17 protein-coding genes are annotated in these 16,743 nt (G+C 68.7%); 12 read left to right on the forward strand and 5 right to left on the reverse strand.

Translation table 11 applies throughout. The features are described 5' to 3' along the window. The first annotated feature begins 48 nt into the window (after positions 1 to 48). The 6 genes from cysD (at position 49) to KV203_RS07415 (ending at position 6,440) form a co-directional block, all read left to right on the forward strand. Positions 49 to 975, forward strand: coding sequence for a sulfate adenylyltransferase subunit CysD (cysD, locus tag KV203_RS07390; protein WP_066471800.1), 927 nt, complete (start codon positions 49 to 51; stop codon positions 973 to 975). Positions 976 to 1,036: 61 nt separating this feature from the next. Next, on the forward strand, positions 1,037 to 2,887 hold the full coding sequence (gene cysC / locus KV203_RS07395; protein WP_066471799.1) for an adenylyl-sulfate kinase: 1,851 nt from the start codon (positions 1,037 to 1,039) through the stop codon (positions 2,885 to 2,887). Then, positions 2,884 to 3,624 carry a 3'(2'),5'-bisphosphate nucleotidase CysQ gene (locus tag KV203_RS07400; protein WP_066471797.1) on the forward strand — a complete coding sequence of 247 codons (741 nt, stop codon included), beginning with the start codon at positions 2,884 to 2,886 and terminating at the stop codon, positions 3,622 to 3,624. Before cysC ends, KV203_RS07400 begins: the two co-directional genes overlap by 4 nt. Next, positions 3,624 to 4,103 (forward strand): Rrf2 family transcriptional regulator, encoded by a 480-nt coding sequence (locus KV203_RS07405; RefSeq protein WP_066471791.1) that lies wholly within the window; start codon positions 3,624 to 3,626, stop codon positions 4,101 to 4,103. The genes KV203_RS07400 and KV203_RS07405 overlap by 1 nt, the downstream gene beginning before the upstream one ends. Positions 4,104 to 4,221: 118 nt before the next feature. Next, on the forward strand, positions 4,222 to 4,719 hold the full coding sequence (locus KV203_RS07410; protein WP_066471789.1) for a hypothetical protein: 498 nt from the start codon (positions 4,222 to 4,224) through the stop codon (positions 4,717 to 4,719). Beyond that, entirely contained in the window at positions 4,716 to 6,440 is a 1,725-nt protein-coding gene (locus KV203_RS07415) for a GMC family oxidoreductase N-terminal domain-containing protein (RefSeq protein ID WP_066471787.1), read from the forward strand. The genes KV203_RS07410 and KV203_RS07415 overlap by 4 nt, the downstream gene beginning before the upstream one ends. Positions 6,441 to 6,492: 52 nt before the next feature. Here KV203_RS07415 and KV203_RS07420 read toward each other — a convergent pair whose 3' ends face one another. The 4 genes from KV203_RS07420 to KV203_RS07435 all read right to left on the reverse strand — a co-directional run bounded on the left by KV203_RS07420 (position 6,493) and on the right by KV203_RS07435 (position 9,691). After that, positions 6,493 to 7,326: an amino acid ABC transporter permease gene (locus tag KV203_RS07420; protein ID WP_066471785.1), complete on the reverse strand. Its 834-nt coding sequence runs from the start codon at positions 7,324 to 7,326 to the stop codon at positions 6,493 to 6,495. 13 nt (positions 7,327 to 7,339) lie between these two features. Then, positions 7,340 to 8,020, reverse strand: a complete 681-nt coding sequence (locus tag KV203_RS07425) for an amino acid ABC transporter permease (RefSeq protein WP_066471783.1) — start codon at positions 8,018 to 8,020, stop codon at positions 7,340 to 7,342. A gap of 64 nt (positions 8,021 to 8,084) precedes the next feature. Beyond that, positions 8,085 to 8,924, reverse strand: coding sequence for a glutamate ABC transporter substrate-binding protein (locus tag KV203_RS07430; RefSeq protein ID WP_066471780.1), 840 nt, complete (start codon positions 8,922 to 8,924; stop codon positions 8,085 to 8,087). 38 nt (positions 8,925 to 8,962) lie between these two features. Further along, complete coding sequence (locus tag KV203_RS07435) at positions 8,963 to 9,691, reverse strand: amino acid ABC transporter ATP-binding protein (RefSeq protein ID WP_083530153.1); 729 nt, start codon at positions 9,689 to 9,691, stop codon at positions 8,963 to 8,965. Between the two features lie 169 nt (positions 9,692 to 9,860). Here KV203_RS07435 and miaB point away from each other — a divergent pair, with 169 nt between their 5' ends. Both miaB and KV203_RS07445 read left to right on the forward strand, forming a co-directional pair. Then, entirely contained in the window at positions 9,861 to 11,288 is a 1,428-nt protein-coding gene (miaB, locus tag KV203_RS07440; RefSeq protein ID WP_066471902.1) for a tRNA (N6-isopentenyl adenosine(37)-C2)-methylthiotransferase MiaB, read from the forward strand. Then, positions 11,285 to 11,860 carry an Rv2732c family membrane protein gene (locus KV203_RS07445; protein ID WP_373279234.1) on the forward strand — a complete coding sequence of 192 codons (576 nt, stop codon included), beginning with the start codon at positions 11,285 to 11,287 and terminating at the stop codon, positions 11,858 to 11,860. Before miaB ends, KV203_RS07445 begins: the two co-directional genes overlap by 4 nt. Before the next feature lie 12 nt (positions 11,861 to 11,872). On the opposite strand, the gene KV203_RS07450 is transcribed toward KV203_RS07445, so the two are convergent. Further along, positions 11,873 to 13,201 (reverse strand): DUF349 domain-containing protein, encoded by a 1,329-nt coding sequence (locus KV203_RS07450; protein WP_066471774.1) that lies wholly within the window; start codon positions 13,199 to 13,201, stop codon positions 11,873 to 11,875. A 158-nt stretch (positions 13,202 to 13,359) separates the two neighbouring features. On the opposite strand from KV203_RS07450, the gene KV203_RS07455 reads away from it, so the two are divergent. From KV203_RS07455 to dapF, 4 genes are read left to right on the forward strand one after another with little or no spacing between them, the layout of a single operon-like run. Beyond that, on the forward strand, positions 13,360 to 14,076 hold the full coding sequence (locus tag KV203_RS07455) for a class III extradiol ring-cleavage dioxygenase family protein (RefSeq protein ID WP_066471772.1): 717 nt from the start codon (positions 13,360 to 13,362) through the stop codon (positions 14,074 to 14,076). Further along, positions 14,073 to 15,026, forward strand: coding sequence for a tRNA (adenosine(37)-N6)-dimethylallyltransferase MiaA (gene miaA, locus KV203_RS07460; RefSeq protein ID WP_066471897.1), 954 nt, complete (start codon positions 14,073 to 14,075; stop codon positions 15,024 to 15,026). Before KV203_RS07455 ends, miaA begins: the two co-directional genes overlap by 4 nt. Further along, positions 15,023 to 15,850: a TrmH family RNA methyltransferase gene (locus tag KV203_RS07465; RefSeq protein WP_066471769.1), complete on the forward strand. Its 828-nt coding sequence runs from the start codon at positions 15,023 to 15,025 to the stop codon at positions 15,848 to 15,850. Before miaA ends, KV203_RS07465 begins: the two co-directional genes overlap by 4 nt. Beyond that, entirely contained in the window at positions 15,847 to 16,725 is an 879-nt protein-coding gene (gene dapF / locus KV203_RS07470) for a diaminopimelate epimerase (RefSeq protein ID WP_066471766.1), read from the forward strand. The genes KV203_RS07465 and dapF overlap by 4 nt, the downstream gene beginning before the upstream one ends. Positions 16,726 to 16,743 lie beyond the last annotated feature (18 nt).

Genomic DNA, 16,743 nt, shown 5'->3' on the forward strand with positions numbered 1-16,743 from the left:
TGCGGGCGCCTGTTTTCTTGGTCAGATTTACCAACTTTGTGAGGATGTATGACCGAGTTGTCCGCGTTGCCGACGGTCGGCCAGTACGAGCTGAGCCACCTGCGCGCACTGGAAGCCGAAGCGGTACACATCATCCGGGAGGTCGCAGCCGAGTTGGAGCGGCCGGTGCTGCTGTTCTCGGGCGGCAAGGATTCGATCGTGATGCTGCACCTGGCGACCAAGGCGTTCCGGCCGGGTCGGCTGCCGTTCCCGGTGATGCACGTCGATACCGGGCACAACTTCGAGGAAGTGATCGCCACCCGCGACCGGCTGGTCGACGAGTACGGGGTACGCCTGGTGGTTGCCCGAGTGCAGGACGATATCGATGCCGGCCGGGTGGTCGATACCGGACCGTCGCGTAACCCGCTGCAGACGGTCACCCTGCTGCGCGGGATCGCCGAGGGGCGATTCGATGCCGCATTCGGCGGTGCCCGCCGTGACGAGGAGAAGGCCCGAGCCAAGGAACGGGTGTTCAGCCTGCGGGACGAGTTCGGTCAGTGGAATCCCAAGGCGCAGCGACCGGAGGTGTGGAATCTCTACAACAGTCGGCACCGGCGGGGCGAGCACATGCGGGTCTTTCCGCTCTCGAACTGGACCGAGTACGACATCTGGGCCTACATCGGCGCCGAGCAGATCCGGTTGCCGGAGATCTACTACGCACATACCCGACCGGTGTTCCGGCGGGACGGAATGCTGCTGGCGGTGCACCCGTATCTGTCGCCCGGCCCGGATGAGCAGGTGTTCGAGACGTCGGTCCGGTTTCGCACCGTCGGTGACGTGACCTGTACCGGCTGTGTCGAGTCCACCGCGGCCACCGTCGAGGAGGTGATCGCGGAGACCGCGGTGTCCCGGCTCACCGAGCGCGGCGCCACCCGTGCCGACGATCGGATCTCCGATGCCGGCATGGAAGATCGCAAGCGGGAAGGATACTTCTGATGACCATGGTTCGGTCGAACCTGATTCGGTTGCACACGGTGCGGTTGAACCCGGTGCGGTCATGACGACACTGCTCCGCCTGGCCACCGCCGGCTCGGTCGACGACGGCAAGTCCACGCTGATCGGTCGGCTGCTCTACGACTCCAAAGCGGTGATGGAGGACCAACTCGCGGCGGTCGAGCGCACCTCGCAGGAGCGGGGCAGCGACTACACCGACCTGGCACTGGTCACCGACGGGCTGCGCTCCGAGCGTGAGCAGGGCATCACCATCGATGTCGCCTACCGCTATTTCGCCACACCGAAGCGCAAGTTCATCATCGCCGACACCCCCGGCCACATTCAGTACACCCGCAACATGGTGACCGGCACGTCCACCGCGCAACTGGCGATCGTGCTGGTCGACGCTCGGCACGGATTGGCCGAGCAGTCGCGCCGGCACGCCTTCCTGGCGTCGCTGCTCGGGGTGCAGCACATCGTGCTGGCGGTGAACAAGATGGACCTGGTCGACTGGGACCAGCACCGCTACGAAGAGATCCGCGACGAATTCCATGCATTCGCAGCCCGATTGGACGTGCACGACGTCACCAGTATCCCGCTGTCGGCGCTGCACGGCGACAACGTCGTGACGAAGTCGGCGCACACGCCGTGGTATCCCGGGGGGGCGCTGCTACCGCACCTGGAGGATGTCTACATCGCCGGTGACCGCAACCTGGTCGACGTGCGCTTCCCGGTGCAGTACGTGATCCGGCCGCAGACCCACGAGCACGCCGACCACCGCAGCTACGCCGGCACGGTGGCCAGCGGCGTGCTTCGTCCCGGCGACGACATCGTGGTGTTGCCGAGCGGCAAGAGCACCCGGGTGGTCGCCGTGGACGGGCCGACCGGACCGGTCACCGAGGCGTTTCCGCCGATGGCGGTGTCGGTCCGGGTGGCCGACGACATCGACATCTCGCGCGGCGATCTGCTCGCGCGGGTCGCCAATCAGCCCGAGGTGACCCGGCAGTTCGAGGCGACCGTATGTTGGATGGCCGACGACGGCGTGCTCGAAGCGGGTCGCGACTATGTGCTCAAGCACACCACCCGTACTGTCCGGGCACGGGTGGTGGAGTTGAACTATCGGCTCGACGTCAACACCCTGCACCGGGACAAGACGGCGACCACGCTGGCGCTCAACGAGCTCGGCCGGGTCACGCTGCGCACCCGGACGCCGCTCATGCTCGACGAGTACGCGCGCAACTCGGCCACCGGGTCGTTCATCCTGATCGACCCCGAAACCAACGCGACGGCAGCGGCCGGCATGGTCCGGGCCACCACCCCGGTCGCCGACCGGGCGGCCAGCCCGAACGCGGTACCGCATCGATCGCTGGTCACCGCGGCCGACCGGCTCGGCAAGGGCCGCACGGTCTGGTTCACCGGGCTGTCCGGCTCCGGCAAGTCCTCGGTGGCAGTGCTGGTCGAGCGGAAGTTGTTGAGCCTGGGTTGCCCGGCTTATGTGCTCGACGGGGACAATCTGCGGCACGGGTTGAACGCCGACCTGGGCTTCTCGCGCACCGACCGAGACGAGAATCAGCGCCGACTCGCCCATGTCGCGGCGTTGCTCGCCGATTCCGGACAGACGGTGCTCGTCTCGGCGATCAGTCCGATGGCCGAGCATCGGGCATCGGCGCGAGCGTTGCACGCCGAGCGCGGGTTCGACTTCTACGAGGTCTTTCTGGATACCCCGCTGGCCGACTGCGAGCGGCGCGACCCCAAGGGCTTGTACGCCCGGGCGCGATCGGGCGAGATCACCCAGTTCACCGGGATCGACAGCCCGTACGAGCCACCGGTCGGCCCGGATCTGCGGCTCACCCCGGACCGTTCGCCGGAGGAAGCCGCGCAGCTGGTCCTCGACCTGCTCGGGCGGTCCGAGTGAGCGACCACCAGCTGGCGGCGGACCTGGCCACCCGGGCCGGGGAGCTGCTGCTCGCGGTCCGTGCCGAGTTGGCCGATGCGTCGGCCGCCGACCGTAAGGCGGCCGGCGACCGGCGCTCGCACGAGTTCCTGGTCGCCGAGCTGGCGGCCGCGCGCCCGGGCGACACGGTGCTGTCGGAGGAGGGCGTCGACGATCCGGCCCGGCCGACCGCCGAACGGGTCTGGATCGTCGATCCGCTGGACGGTACCCGGGAGTTCGGCGAGCCGGATCGAGAGGACTGGGCCGTGCACGTCGCGCTGTGGCAGGCCGGTGAACTGGTGGCCGGAGCGGTCGCGTTGCCGGCGCAGCAGGCGACGCTGGCCACCCCGGATGTGCCGGCGCCGGCGGCCGATGCCGGGCCGCCGCGGATCGTCGTCTCCCGAACCCGCCCGCCCGCGATCGCCCGCGCGGTGCGGGACGCGCTGGGCGGCGTGCTGGTGCCGATGGGTTCGGCCGGCGCGAAGGTCGCCGCGGTGGTGCAGGGACGAGCGGACGTCTACGTGCATGCGGGCGGACAATACGAGTGGGACTCGGCCGCGCCGGTGGCGGTCGCGCGCGCAGCGGGCCTGTCCACGTCGCGGATCGACGGATCGCCGTTACGCTACAACCGCGCCGAGCCGCGGCTGGACGACCTGGTGGTCTGCCGCCCGGAGTTGGCCGCCGCGGTGCTGGCGGTATCCGGGCAGGGGCCGGTCTGATGCGGATGTCGGCCAAGGCCGAGTATGCCGTCCGGGCGATGGTCCAGCTGGCCACCGTGACGCCGGGGGAACTGGCCAAAGCGGAGGATCTGGCCAGGGCGCAAGGTATTCCGCCGCAGTTCCTGCTCGACATCCTCGCGGATCTGCGCACCGGCCGGTTGGTGCGCAGCCAGCGCGGGCGCGACGGCGGCTACGAGCTGGCCCGTCCTGGTGCCGAGATCAGCCTGGCCGACGTGTTGCGGTGTATCGACGGACCACTGGCCAGCGTGCGCGACATCAGCCTGATCGACCTGCCCTGTTCCGGGCCGACGGCCGCGTTGCCGGAGGTATGGCAGGCGTTGCGCGCGAGCATGCGATCGGTGCTCGAGCAGACCAGCCTGGTCCACGTGGCATCCGGCGAGCTACCCGGGCATGTCACGCTGTTGGCCGAGGATTATCGCGCCCAGCAGTCGCGACGAGGACATCAGCGGATGCGGTAGCCGGCATCCGCCCAGGCCGGACGGCCTATCCGGAGATCTGCCGCGGCGACAGCTACCTTCGAGTAGCGTAAATTTCGTTGTTTTCTCGACGGAGCCACGCCACAGGTGGAGGTATGTGATGACGGTGACCACGCTCGACGATCTGTCGGAGATGAGTTTCGACGAATTGGGCAAGCTGTACGCAGCCGGGTCGGTGCCGCCGGATCTGAGCGTGTTGGACAACAAGCCGAAGGGTCGGATGCTGGCGGTCCGCGGGGTCGACAACACGCCGCTGGCGAGCGTGTTGCGCGCGGCGGCGAAACTGCCGGTGTTTCCCTGGGACGGCAAGTCGATGACGGCGACCGATGCGCACTCCGGCGACGGCATCAACCGGATCAAGCTCGGCATCACGACGGACTGGTTCGCGTTCAAGACCCGGGTCGAGCCGTCGGTGGTCGACGGTGCGGACACGATCGTGCTCGACTACGAACAGCCGGGCAACCCGTGGTTCATCCGGCAGATCCACGACGAGCTGCGCGAGGTGGCGCCGGGGCTCTTCGTCGGACCGGCGATGTGGAAGCGCAGCGAAGCCGATCCGGTCAACGTGCTGTGGTTCGCACTCGATGCGCGCGGATGACCGACACCGCACAGCGGCTGGCTAGTCCCGCCGATGCCCGGGCCGACGATTACGACGTGGTGATCGTCGGTTCGGGCTACGGCGGCGCGATCACCGCCGCCCGACTGGGCGTCGCGAACGCCACCGGCCGGGCCGGGCTGCGGATCGCGGTGCTCGAACGCGGCGCCGAGCATCCGACCGGAACCTTCCCGGAGTCGCAGGAATCGGTACTGGCGCAGATACATTCGCCGCTCAATCCGCTGGGGATCTTCCAGATCGACCGGAACAAGTCGGTCGACGTGATCCGCGCGAGCGGGCTCGGCGGGACGTCGTTGATGAACTTCAACGTCGCGATCGTGCCCGATCGCGAGGTCTTCCAGGCGTCGTGGCCGCGGCCGTTCCGGGAACTGGTGGAATCCGCACCGGCCGGAATCGGGGACCTGACAACCTATTTCGACCGCGCGGCGAGGATGTTGGGCGCCAACCGGTTCGCCGAAGGGGAGAATCTGGCCCGGCTCGGCGTGTTCGAGGCGATCGCGAAAAACGCCGGCGCCGAGGTGGTCCCGTTGTCGATCACGGTCGAAAAGCAGGACCGGGTCACCCGGTACGGGGTGCAGCGACATGCGTGCCCGATGCACGGCGGCGACGGCACCGGCGACAATTCCTTCTCCAAGAACACGCTGATGACCAACTATCTGCCGATGGCGCGGCATTACGGCGTGGAGCTGTTCACCTGCGTCGAGATCGAGCGGGTCGAACCGGGCGACGACGGGCGGTGGCGGCTGATCGGGGTACGGCGGTCCGGGCCGGGCGGGCGGACCGCGACGCCGGTCACGCTCACTGCCCGGCGGGTCGTACTCAGCGCGGGAAGCTTGGGTACCAACGGCATCCTGCTACGTTCGCGTGACGCCGGCCTGGGCTTGTCGCGGCGACTGGGTAAGAACTTCAGCGGAAACGGCGACAATTTCGGTATCGCCTACAACACCGATATGCGTACCGACACCCAGGCGTGGGCGACCGGGGACGGACCACCACGCTCGGAGTTGAGGTGTGGGCCGAGCATCACCGTGGCGATGCGGTTCGGCGCCGACCAGTCCGACCTGCGCAAGCGGTTCACCGTGGAGGATCTGTCGCTGCCCCGCGCGCTGGTCGACGTGTTCCGCGTCGGCTTGATGGGGCTCGCGGCGGCCAAGTATCCCGACACCAAGCCGGCGCGCATCAACCGGTGGCGTCGGGACATCACGTTCAACGTGGACGGCGCGATGAACCACTCCCTCGGCTTCCTGATCATGGTGCACGACAATTCGGACGGCGAACTCGTCCTCCGGCGGGACGGCTCGGTCGGGATCGACTGGCCCGGCGCGCCGACGGAGCGAATGTACGGCGACGTCGACGAGGTTCTCAAACCGGCGGTCGAGGCGATCGGCGGCACCTACATCAGAAACCCGTGGTGGGCCAACACGATGTTCGGCAACCACCTGCTCACGGCGCACCCGATGGGCGGTGCGGCAACGTCGGACAACGTCGACGGCGGTGTCGTCGATCACGCCGGGCGGGTGTTCACCCCGGACGGTGGAACCTACGACGGGCTCTACGTCGTCGACGGCTCGGTGATCCCGCGAGCGATCGGCGTGAATCCGTTCCTGACGATCTCGATGTTCGCCGAGCGGGCCGCCGACGAGCTGCGGGCGGAACTGGGACTGCCGGCCTACGACCCGGAGCGCGAGGCCGACGACCACTGAGCGTTGCCGGTCCCGGATCGGTGCGGATCCGGGACCGGCCACGAGCGGGTCGTCAGTGCGGAACGGACCGTTTACCGGCCCGCAGGCGCTGCTCCAGCGTTGTCGCCAGCCGGCCGAGCAGGTAGTTGAGCACGATCATGATCACTGCGACGACGATCAGCGACGGCAGGTAGTTGCCGTAGTAGGCGCCGACCTGCTGGCCGGAGCGGACCACTTCGACGTAGGTGATCTGGTAGCCGAGGGCGGAGTCCTTCAGCACGACCACCATCTGCGACACGATTGCCGGCAGCATCGCGGTGACCGCCTGGGGCAGCAGGATCAGCCGCATGTACTGGCCTTTGCGCAGGCCCAGCGCTCGAGCGGCCTCGGTCTGGCCGCGGGGCAGCGACCGGATGCCGGAGCGGACGATCTCGGCGATCACCGAACCGTTGTAGAGCGTCAAGGCGATCGTCACCGCTGCGAGCGCCAGATACTCCGACCGGAATACCTGATACTCGGCGAACAAGCTGAACAGGAAGATCATCAGGATCAGCACCGGGATCGCGCGGAACACCTCGACCAGGAAGCCGGCGACCACGCGGACCGAACGATGTTCCGACAATCGGGCTGTCCCGAAGACGGTACCGATCACCAGAGCGGCCACGATCGCGATTGCCGCCGCTGTCAGTGTGCCCCGCAGCCCGGGTAGCAGGTAGGTCGTCCAGGTGGTCGACTCGGTGAACGGGCGCCATTTGTCCGCGGTCAGCTGGCCTTTCGCGTCCAGCGCCCGAACGACCAGATACCCGGTGACCAGCAGACCGGTGACGACGACCGCGGAGACGAGGCGATTGCGCGCCCGGCCGCGTGGTCCGGGGGTGTCGTAGAGGACCGACGCTCGTGTGTTCACGGTAGTTCCCGCCTCATCGGGCCACCTCGTAGCGGCGGGCCAACCAGCCGAACAGCAGTCCGGTCGGCAGGGTGAGGACCATGAAGCCGAGGGCGAAGATCGCACCGACCTGCAGGACCGCCGCAGTGTTCTCGATCATGTCCGCCATCAGCAACGCGGCCTCGGACACACCGATCGCCGACGCGATGGTCGAGTTCTTGGTGAGTGCGATGAGCACGCTGCCCAGCGGTGCGATGACCGCCCGGAATGCCTGCGGTAGCACGATCAACCGCAGATTCAGGCCGAAGCTCAGGCCGAGCGAGCGGCCGGCCTCGGCCTGCCCGACCGGCACCGTATTGATCCCGGCACGGAGCGACTCGCCGACGAACGCGGCGGTGTACGCGCCCAGGCCCACCACAGCGAGCCGAAAATTGTTGTCCACCAGAAATGTCGGCGAGTCGTCCGGTGCCAGCCGGACACCCATGACCTGATAGAGCCCGAACGAGCAGAAGATGATGATCAAGGTCAGCGGAGTGTTCCGGAAGACGGTCACGTAGGCGGTGCCGAGCCAGCGGGCCACCGGCACCGGCGAGACCCGCATCGCCGCCAACACCGTCCCGACGATCAGCGCGAACACCGCCGAATAGGCGGTCAGCTCGATCGTCACCAGGAACGCGTCGAGCAGGCGAGTTCCGTATTCGTCGATCAGGTCCACGCATCGCCCTCCCGGCCCGGATCAGGTGGTGCCGCGCGCCGTGCCCGGCACCACCTGGGCGCTGTCAGTACCGGTCGACCTTCGGCGGTTCCGGCAGCGGGTAACCGGACGGGCCGACGGTGGCCTCGAACGCTGCCTTCCACGAGCCATCGGAGATCATCGACTCGATCGCATCGTTGATCTTGTTGCGGGCGTCGGTGTCACCTTTCTTCAGCCCGATCCCGTATTTCTCGGTGCTGAACGGTTTGCCGACCACCTTCAATTGGCCCGGCGACTGCGCCGCGTAGCCGGCCAGGATGATGTCGTCGGTGGTCACCGCGTCGATCGCGCCGTTCTTCAGGGCGTCCACACAGGCCGAGTAGGTGTCGAACTCCTGGAGTTGCACGTCCTTGGCGTAGTTGTCCTTGATCTTCTGCGCTGGGGTGGAGCCCTTCACCGAACACAGCTTCTTGCCGCCGTTCAGCGATTCCGGGCCGGTGATGTCGGTGTTGTCCTGACGAACCAGCAGCGATTGGCCGGCGACGAAGTACGGTCCGGCGAAGTCGACCTTCTCCTTGCGCGCATCGGTGATCGAGTAGGTGGCGACGATGTAGTCGACCTGACCGTTCTCGATCAGGGTTTCCCGTTGCGCCGACGGCGCTTCCTTGAAGGTGATGCCCTCCGGCGGAACATCCAGCTTCTCGGCCACATACTTGGCCACCTCGACGTCGAACCCGCTGAACGTGCCATCCGGATTGCGCAGGCCGAGACCGGGCTGGTCGTACTTGATCCCGATGGTCAGCTTGCCGTCGGCGATGTGCTCGGCTATCCCACCGTCGCCGGAGTCGCTACCACCGCAGGCAGTGAGCGCCATCGACAACGCGGCGATGCCGACCCCGAACCTGATCGCCTGATTGAACTTCATCTACCCTCCATTTTCCCGACATAACTCTTCTTGCGCGGTCAGTGACTGAGGATCTTGCCGAGGAAGTCCCGCGCCCGCGCGGTGCGGGGGGTGGTGAAGAAGGACTCCGGGTCGCCGTCTTCGACGATCTGTCCGTCGGACATGAACAACACCCGGTCGCCGGCGCGGCGGGCAAACCCCATCTCGTGGGTGACCACGACCATCGTCATGCCTTCCTGGGCGAGTTCGACCATCACGTCGAGTACCTCGTTGACCATCTCCGGGTCCAGCGCCGAGGTGGGTTCGTCGAACAGCATCACCTTCGGGTTCATCGCCAACGCGCGGGCGATCGCGACCCGCTGTTGTTGGCCGCCGGACAGCTGCGCCGGGTACTTGTCGGCCTGGCTGCCGATGCCGACCCGGTCCAGCAACTCGACCGCCCGGGCCCGCGCCGTCGACCTGGCTTGGCCGCGCACCTTGATCGGCGCCAGCATCACGTTGTCCAGGATGGTCATGTGCGCGAACAGGTTGAACGACTGGAAGACCATGCCGACCTCCGCGCGGAGCGCGGCGAGCGCCTTGCCTTCCGCCGGGAGATCGACCCCGTCGATCGCGATGGCACCGGAGTCGATCGGTTCCAGCCGGTTGATCGTGCGGCACAGCGTCGACTTGCCGGAACCGGACGGTCCGACCACGATCAACACCTGACCGCGCGGCACCTGCAGATCGATGTCGCGCAGGACGTGGAGCCGGCCGAAATGCTTCTGCACGGCCCGCATCGAGATCATCGGGGTCTCGGCGGCCTGCGTCATGACTCGACCTTAGGCGGAAATCGGCGGAATGCCCGTTCTTTGTTTCCGGCGGCGGCGTCGGACCCGCGGGGCCGGGCCGTAGTCTGGATGGGTGAATTCGCCGGTCCCGACCCGTACCTACGAGGTGCGCACCTACGGCTGTCAGATGAACGTGCACGACTCCGAGCGCCTGTCCGGTCTGCTCGAGCAGGCGGGATATCACCGTGCCGAGGCCGGGGCGACCGCAGATCTGGTGGTGTTCAACACCTGTGCGGTCCGGGAGAACGCGGACAACAAGCTGTACGGCAACCTGTCGCACCTCGCGCCGGTGAAGGCGGCTCGGCCGGGAATGCAGATCGCCGTGGGCGGTTGTCTGGCGCAGAAAGATCGCGACGTGGTCCGGCGCAAGGCGCCGTGGGTGGATGTGGTGTTCGGCACGCACAACCTCGGCGCGTTGCCGACGCTGCTGGATCGGGCTCGGCACAACGCAACCGCGCAGGTGGAGATCGTCGAATCGTTGACGGCGTTTCCCTCCACCTTGCCCGCCCGACGGGAGTCGGCCTACGCCGGCTGGGTGTCGATCTCGGTCGGTTGCAACAACACCTGCACATTTTGCATCGTGCCGTCGTTGCGCGGCCGAGAACTGGACCGCCGGCCCGGCGACGTGCTCGCCGAGGTCCAGGCGCTGGTTGCCGAGGGCGTGCTGGAGGTGACGTTGCTCGGCCAGAACGTCAATTCGTACGGCGTATCGTTCGGCGACCGGGCTGCATTCGGGAAGCTCTTGCGCGCGTGCGGCGAGATCGCGGGACTGGAGCGGGTGCGGTTCACCTCGCCGCACCCGGCCGAATTCACCGACGACGTGATCGAGGCGATGGCCACCACCGCCAATGTCTGCCCGCAGCTGCACATGCCGTTGCAGTCGGGCTCCGACCGGGTGTTGCGCGCGATGCGCCGCTCCTATCGCCAGACCAGATACCTGAGCATCCTCGACCGGGTCCGGGCCGCGCTGCCGCATGCCGCGATCACCACCGACATCATCGTCGGCTTTCCGGGCGAGACCGAAGACGACTTCGCGCAAACTCTCGAGGTGGTTCGCCGGGCCCGGTTCGCCTCCGCGTTCACCTTCCAGTACTCGCGTCGGCCGGGCACACCGGCGGCCGAACTGGCCGATCAGCTGCCGAAGCAGGTGGTGCAGGAACGCTACGACCGGCTGATCGCGCTGCAGGAGCAGATCTCGCTGGAGGCGAACGCGGCCCTGGTCGGAACCGACGTGGAGTTGTTGGTGACCGCCGGCGAAGGACGCAAGAACGCGGCAACCGAGCGGATCAGCGGGCGCGCCCGCGACGGGCGATTGGTGCATTTCCGCGGCGGTGACCGGATTCGGCCGGGCGACGTCGTGACCACGACGGTCACCGGAGCGGCGCCGCACCATCTGATCGCCGACGGTGGGGTGTGCTCGCATCGGCGCACCCGGGCCGGCGACGCGGTGGAACAGGGGCGCCGACCCACCACACCGCCGATCGGGGTCGGTCTGGGCTTGCCCGGCATCGGCGCGCCGGAGCCGGTTCCGGCGGCCGGCGGATGTGCACGATGAACGACGGAGCAACGATGAACGATCCGATCCGACGCGATCCCAGCGAGCAGTTCCGGGCCGATATCGACGCGGTCGAGCGGCGCGTTGCCGGCGAGATCGATCCCGGCATGCGAGCGGTGGTCGTCGCCGTGCTGGTAGTGCTGTTGCTGGCAAGTTTCGTGCTACCGCACACCGGGGACGCCCGTGGCTACGACGTGCTGCTCGGCGACTCGGTGGCGCTCGGCGAGTCGATCAGGCTGCCGTCGCGGCTGTTCCTCGCCTTTGCCTTCGGCTTCGGGGTATGCGGGTCGATGCTGGCGCTGCTCACCCGGCGCTGGGTGCTGGCCTGGATCGCGTTGGCCGGCAGTGCGGTCGGATGTGTGTTCGGCATGCTCGCGGTCTGGAGCCGACAGACTCTGCCCGGCCAGTCCGGGCCGGGGATCGGACTGATCATGGGTTGGCTGGTGCTGATCGTGCTGACGTTCCACTGGCTGCGAGTGGTGTGGAGCAAGACCGCGCTGCAGTTGGCCGCGGAAAACGAGCGCCGGACGGCGACCGCGGCGCAGCAGCAGGACTGGCGCGGGCCGCGCTGACCGCCGGCGCGGTCAGCGGTCGCCGACGGCGCCCTCGGCCGCGATGGCCCATTCCCGCCACTGCGCGGCCTGGGCCAGAGCTTTCGCCGCGTCCCGGTCCCGCCCGGCGGCCTGGGCTTTCGCCGCCTGTGCCTCGAACTGGGCCACGCGTTCCCGGAACTGCGCGGCGCGGGCCACCGCTTCCGGGTCGCTGCGCCGCCACTGCGAGTCGACGGTGTCGCGAACTCTTCGTTCGATCGCGCGGAGTCGGGTCTCCAACGGTTGCAGGCGTTCTCGTGGCACCTTGCCGATCGTGTCCCACCGGTTGAGCAACTCGCGCAGCGCCGCTCGGGCGCCGTCCAGATCGGCGGCCGGGTCGATGCTGCGTTCGGCGTTGCGGAGTAGCTCGTCCTTGGCCACCGCGTTCTGCTCCAGTTCGGCGTCCCGCTCGGAGCTGGCCGCGTTGCGCGCCGCGAAGAACATGTCCTGGGCCGCCTTGAACCGCCGCCACAGTGCGTCGTCGGCCTCACGCGGCGCCCGGCCGCTCGCTTTCCATTCGACCAACAGGTCGCGGTAGGCAGCGGCGGTGGCACCCCAGTCGGTGGAGCCGGCCAACTCTTCGGCGCGGACGCACAACTCCTCTTTCTGCGCCTTCGCCGCGGCACGACCGCGATCGAGTTCGGCGAAATGTGCTCCTCGCCGCCGGTTGAACGCCTCGCGTGCCTTGGCGTATCGCTTCCACAGTGCGTCGTCGGTCTTCCGGTCGACCCCGCGGATCGTCTTCCATTCGTCGAGAATCTCGCGGAGCCGGTCGCCGGCGGTCTTCCACTGGGTCGACTCGGTCGCGATCTGCTCGGCTTCGGCGGCGAGTGCTTCCTTGCGGGCGATCTGTTCCTGGCGTTGCCGGTCCTTCTCCTGCCGGGCCTGTGCGGCCGCCTCGTCGGAATGTTCGGCGATCGCCGCGAGCCGGCGGCGCAACATCTCCACGTCGCCGATGACAGCGGCCGTGTCCAGCGATTCCAACAGGGTGTGTGCGGCGGTCTTGGTGCGGCGGGCGTCGCCGGCGCCGGAGGCCAGCCGCGCCTCCAACAGGCCCACCTCGGTGGCGACATCCTCGAATCGCCGCCGGTAGTGTGCGAGTGCTTCGGCCGGATCACCGGCCTGCCACGAGCCGATGGCGCGTTCGCCGACGGCGGTGCGTTGCCATACGGTGCCGTCCGGGTCCACCCGCCCCCACGATTCGGCGGTCGAACAGGCCGGCGGGTGAGCTGTCGCCGCGCCCACGGATATCTGCTCACCCGGCCTGGGTGCGCCCTGGGTCCGGCTCGACTGCTCCGCGGGCGCTCCGTTGCTCTCGGTCATCGTCTACTCCTCGTCCCCGCCGCGCGTCACGGCTGCCCTCTGCTACCCCCCGACGTCCCGCACCGTCACCCTTGCGCGACGTGGTTGCGATCATTCAACACCGGTGCGCCGGGTACTGACCAGCCAACCGCCGCGATCTCGGCGACTAGGGTTGACCGGTGCTGATCGCCGCGGCGCTCGTTCCGTCGCTCCCCGCTCTGGTACCCGAACTCAACGGTGCCGACTCGGCGGAAACCGAGGAGGTACGGCTGGCCGCATCGGCCGAGTGCGCCCGCCTCGATGCCGCGACCACGCGATGGACCGTACTCGGGATCGGCCCGGCGACCGCCCGGTACCCGGCGACCACCCGCGGCACCTTCGCCGGTTTCGGCGTGGACCTCGTGGTCGGCCTCGGCCCGGACCCCGCCGGCCCGGTGGACCCGCAACTGCCGGTGTCGGTACTGGTCGGAGCATGGTTACGGGGCCGCGTCGCGCCGGCGGTCGGCGCCGACGCGTGGGTGGTCGCCGCCGATGCGGCGCCGGCGCAGTGCGCCGAGCTGGGCGCGGCGTTGCGCCGCGAGCTGGACGCGGAGCCGACGCCGCACGGCCTCCTGGTCGTCGCGGACGGGGCCACGACGCTGACCGCGCGCGCGCCCGGCTATCACGACCCGCGCGCCGCAGCCGTGCAAGCGGGCGTGACCGCGGCATTGGGCGCGGCCGACCGGGCTGCGCTGGCCGCGCTCGACCCGGAGTTGTGTGCCGAGCTCGGGATCACCGGTCGCGCGGCGTACCAGGTTCTCGCCGGCGCCCTGCCGGACGCCGTCGGGTCGACCACCTACGCCGCCGCCCCGTTCGGTGTCGCCTACCACGTCGGTCGGTGGGAGCCGCGGCGATGATCGTCGGTGCCGCCGACGGTCCCCGCCCGATCGCGGTGGTCGGGCCGACCGCCACCGGAAAGTCGGCACTGGCGCTCAACTTGGCCGAACACCTCGGCGGTGAGATCGTCAACCTGGACGCGATGCAGCAGTACCGCGGGATGGACATAGGTACGGCCAAGGTTCCCGTGGCGGAGCGCCGCGGTATCCCGCATCACCGGCTCGACGTCCTCGACGTGACCGAGACCGCCACCGTAGCCGCCTATCAGCAGGCGGCCGCCGCCGACGTGGCCGCGATTCGGGCGCGGGGTGCGGTGCCGGTGTTGGTGGGTGGTTCGATGATGTACATCCAGGCGTTGTTGGACGACTGGAAGTTTCCCGCGACCGACCCGGCGGTCCGGGCGAAGTGGACCGGGTTGCTGGCCGAGCGCGGCGTCGCCGCACTGCACCGGGCACTGGCCGCGGCCGATCCGGCGGCCGCCGGCGCCATCCTGCCCACCGACGGCCGCCGGATCGTGCGTGCGCTCGAAGTGGTGGAGCTGACCGGGCGACCGTACGCGGCGTCCGCACCGGTGATCGGTAAACCGCGGTGGAACACGGCCGTCGTTGCGGTCGACCGGCCCACGGGTGAGTTGGATGCCCGAATTGTTACCCGGACCGCAGCAATGTTTGCTCAGGGTTTGATCGACGAGGTGCGTAGACTGATCGACGGGGGAATTCGGGGCGGGATCACGGCGCGACGCGCCATTGGCTACGCACACGTGCTCTCGTACCTCGATGGAGACTACGATCTGGCCGAAGCACGGGAACGAACCATGATCAGTACGCGTCGCTACGTGCGGCGGCAACGATCCTGGTTCCGTCGTGATCCGCGGGTCCATTGGCTGGACGGGACCCGGCAGGATCTGGTCGGGGACGTGGTGCGTTATGTGCAGTTGCGCGAGCCACGGCAGGAGCTGAAGGACACTTGAGTCGCAGAGTCAGTACGCGTAACGCGTCGCTGCAACAGTGGCAGGCCTATCTCACCAATCGCGGCAAACGGAATCGGGACGGCCGATTTCTGGTGCAAGGGGTGCGGCCGATCACTCTTGCGGTCGAGCACCGCTGGCCGCTGGAGACGTTGATCTACCGACTCGGTGAGCCGGAGTTGTCCGGTTGGGCGCGGCAGTTGCTGGAGTCGGCCGGAGTGCCGACGGTCGGGTTGCTCGCCGAGCTGATGGACGAACTGGGGGAGAAATCCTCCGGAGTGCCGGAACTCGTCGCCGTCGCGTGCTCCCGGAAGTCGGAGTTGGCCGAGTTCACCGTGCGGCGCGGGTCGCCCGTGGTCGTGGTCGTGGACCGGCCCGGCTCGCCGGGCAATCTCGGCACGCTGATCCGCTCGGCCGACGCGTTCGGTGCGGCCGCGGTGGTGGTCACCGGGCACGGCGCCGATCAATACGATCCGCGCTGTGTGCGGGCGTCCACCGGATCGTTGTTCGCGATGCCGGTGTTCCGGGTGCCCGACCCGACGCACGTGGTGGCGTTTCGGGACCGGCACGCCGCTCTGGGCATACCGATGAGCATCGTCGGCACCGACGAAGACGGTCAATCGGCGCTCTACGACCATCCGTTCGCCGGCGGCACGATCCTGGTGATCGGCAACGAAAGTCGCGGAATGAGTGCCGCCTGGCGCCAGGTGTGTGACGCCACGGTGCACATCCCGGTCGGCGGGGCCGCCTCGTCGCTGGGTGCCCCGTCGGCGGCGGCGGTCGCGCTCTACGAGATCGCCGCTCGCCAGGCGAGAGGACCGCGGTGACCGGTCCGGAGTTCCTGAAGGGCCATGGCACACAGAACGATTTCGTGGTGTTGCCGGACCCGCAGGCCCGGTTGGAGCTGACCCCGCAGCGGGTCGCCGCACTGTGCGACCGACAGCGCGGCCTCGGTGCCGATGGGGTGCTGCGAGTGGCGACGGCCGGCGCCTTGCTCGCGGCCGGGGTGCTGGACGTGCTACCCGGCGGGATCGATCCGGCCGACTGGTTCATGGATTATCGCAATGCCGACGGATCGGTTGCCGAGATGTGCGGTAACGGGGTGCGGGTGTTCGCGCACTACCTCACGGCGGCCGGACTGGTGTCGGACAGCGACTTCGTGGTGGGTAGCCGAGCCGGTGCTCGACCGGTCACCGTGCACGCAGCAGACGTCCGGTCCGGCGACGTGACCGTCGGCATGGGCCCGGTTCGAGAATTGGGCTCGGCGACCGTCACGCTGGCCGGACGGGAGTTCGTCGGGCTCGGCATCGACGTCGGCAATCCGCACGTGGCGTGCATCGATCCGGGACTGACCGCCGCGGGGTTGGCCGGCCTGGATTTTGCCGTGCCACCGCGATACGACCCGGCGAGGTTTCCGTCCGGGGTGAACGTGGAGATCCTGACCGCGCCGGATGCCGATGGTGTGCGGATGCGGGTGTACGAGCGCGGGGTGGGGGAGACCCGGTCTTGTGGGACCGGCACGGTCGCCGCTGCGGCGGCGGTACTGCACGCGACCGGTGCGACGGACGGCGAGGTGGTGGTCCACGTGCCCGGCGGCGCGATCCGGGTGACGATCGCCGCCGGCGTCGCCACCCTGCGCGGGCCGTCGGAGTTGGTTGCCGCCGGTCGGCTGAATCCGGCGTGGTGGGCCGGAATCGGCTGAGCGGGTCGACCGGCGAGA

This window comes from Skermania piniformis (assembly GCF_019285775.1).
GTDB lineage: Bacteria > Actinomycetota > Actinomycetes > Mycobacteriales > Mycobacteriaceae > Skermania > Skermania pinensis.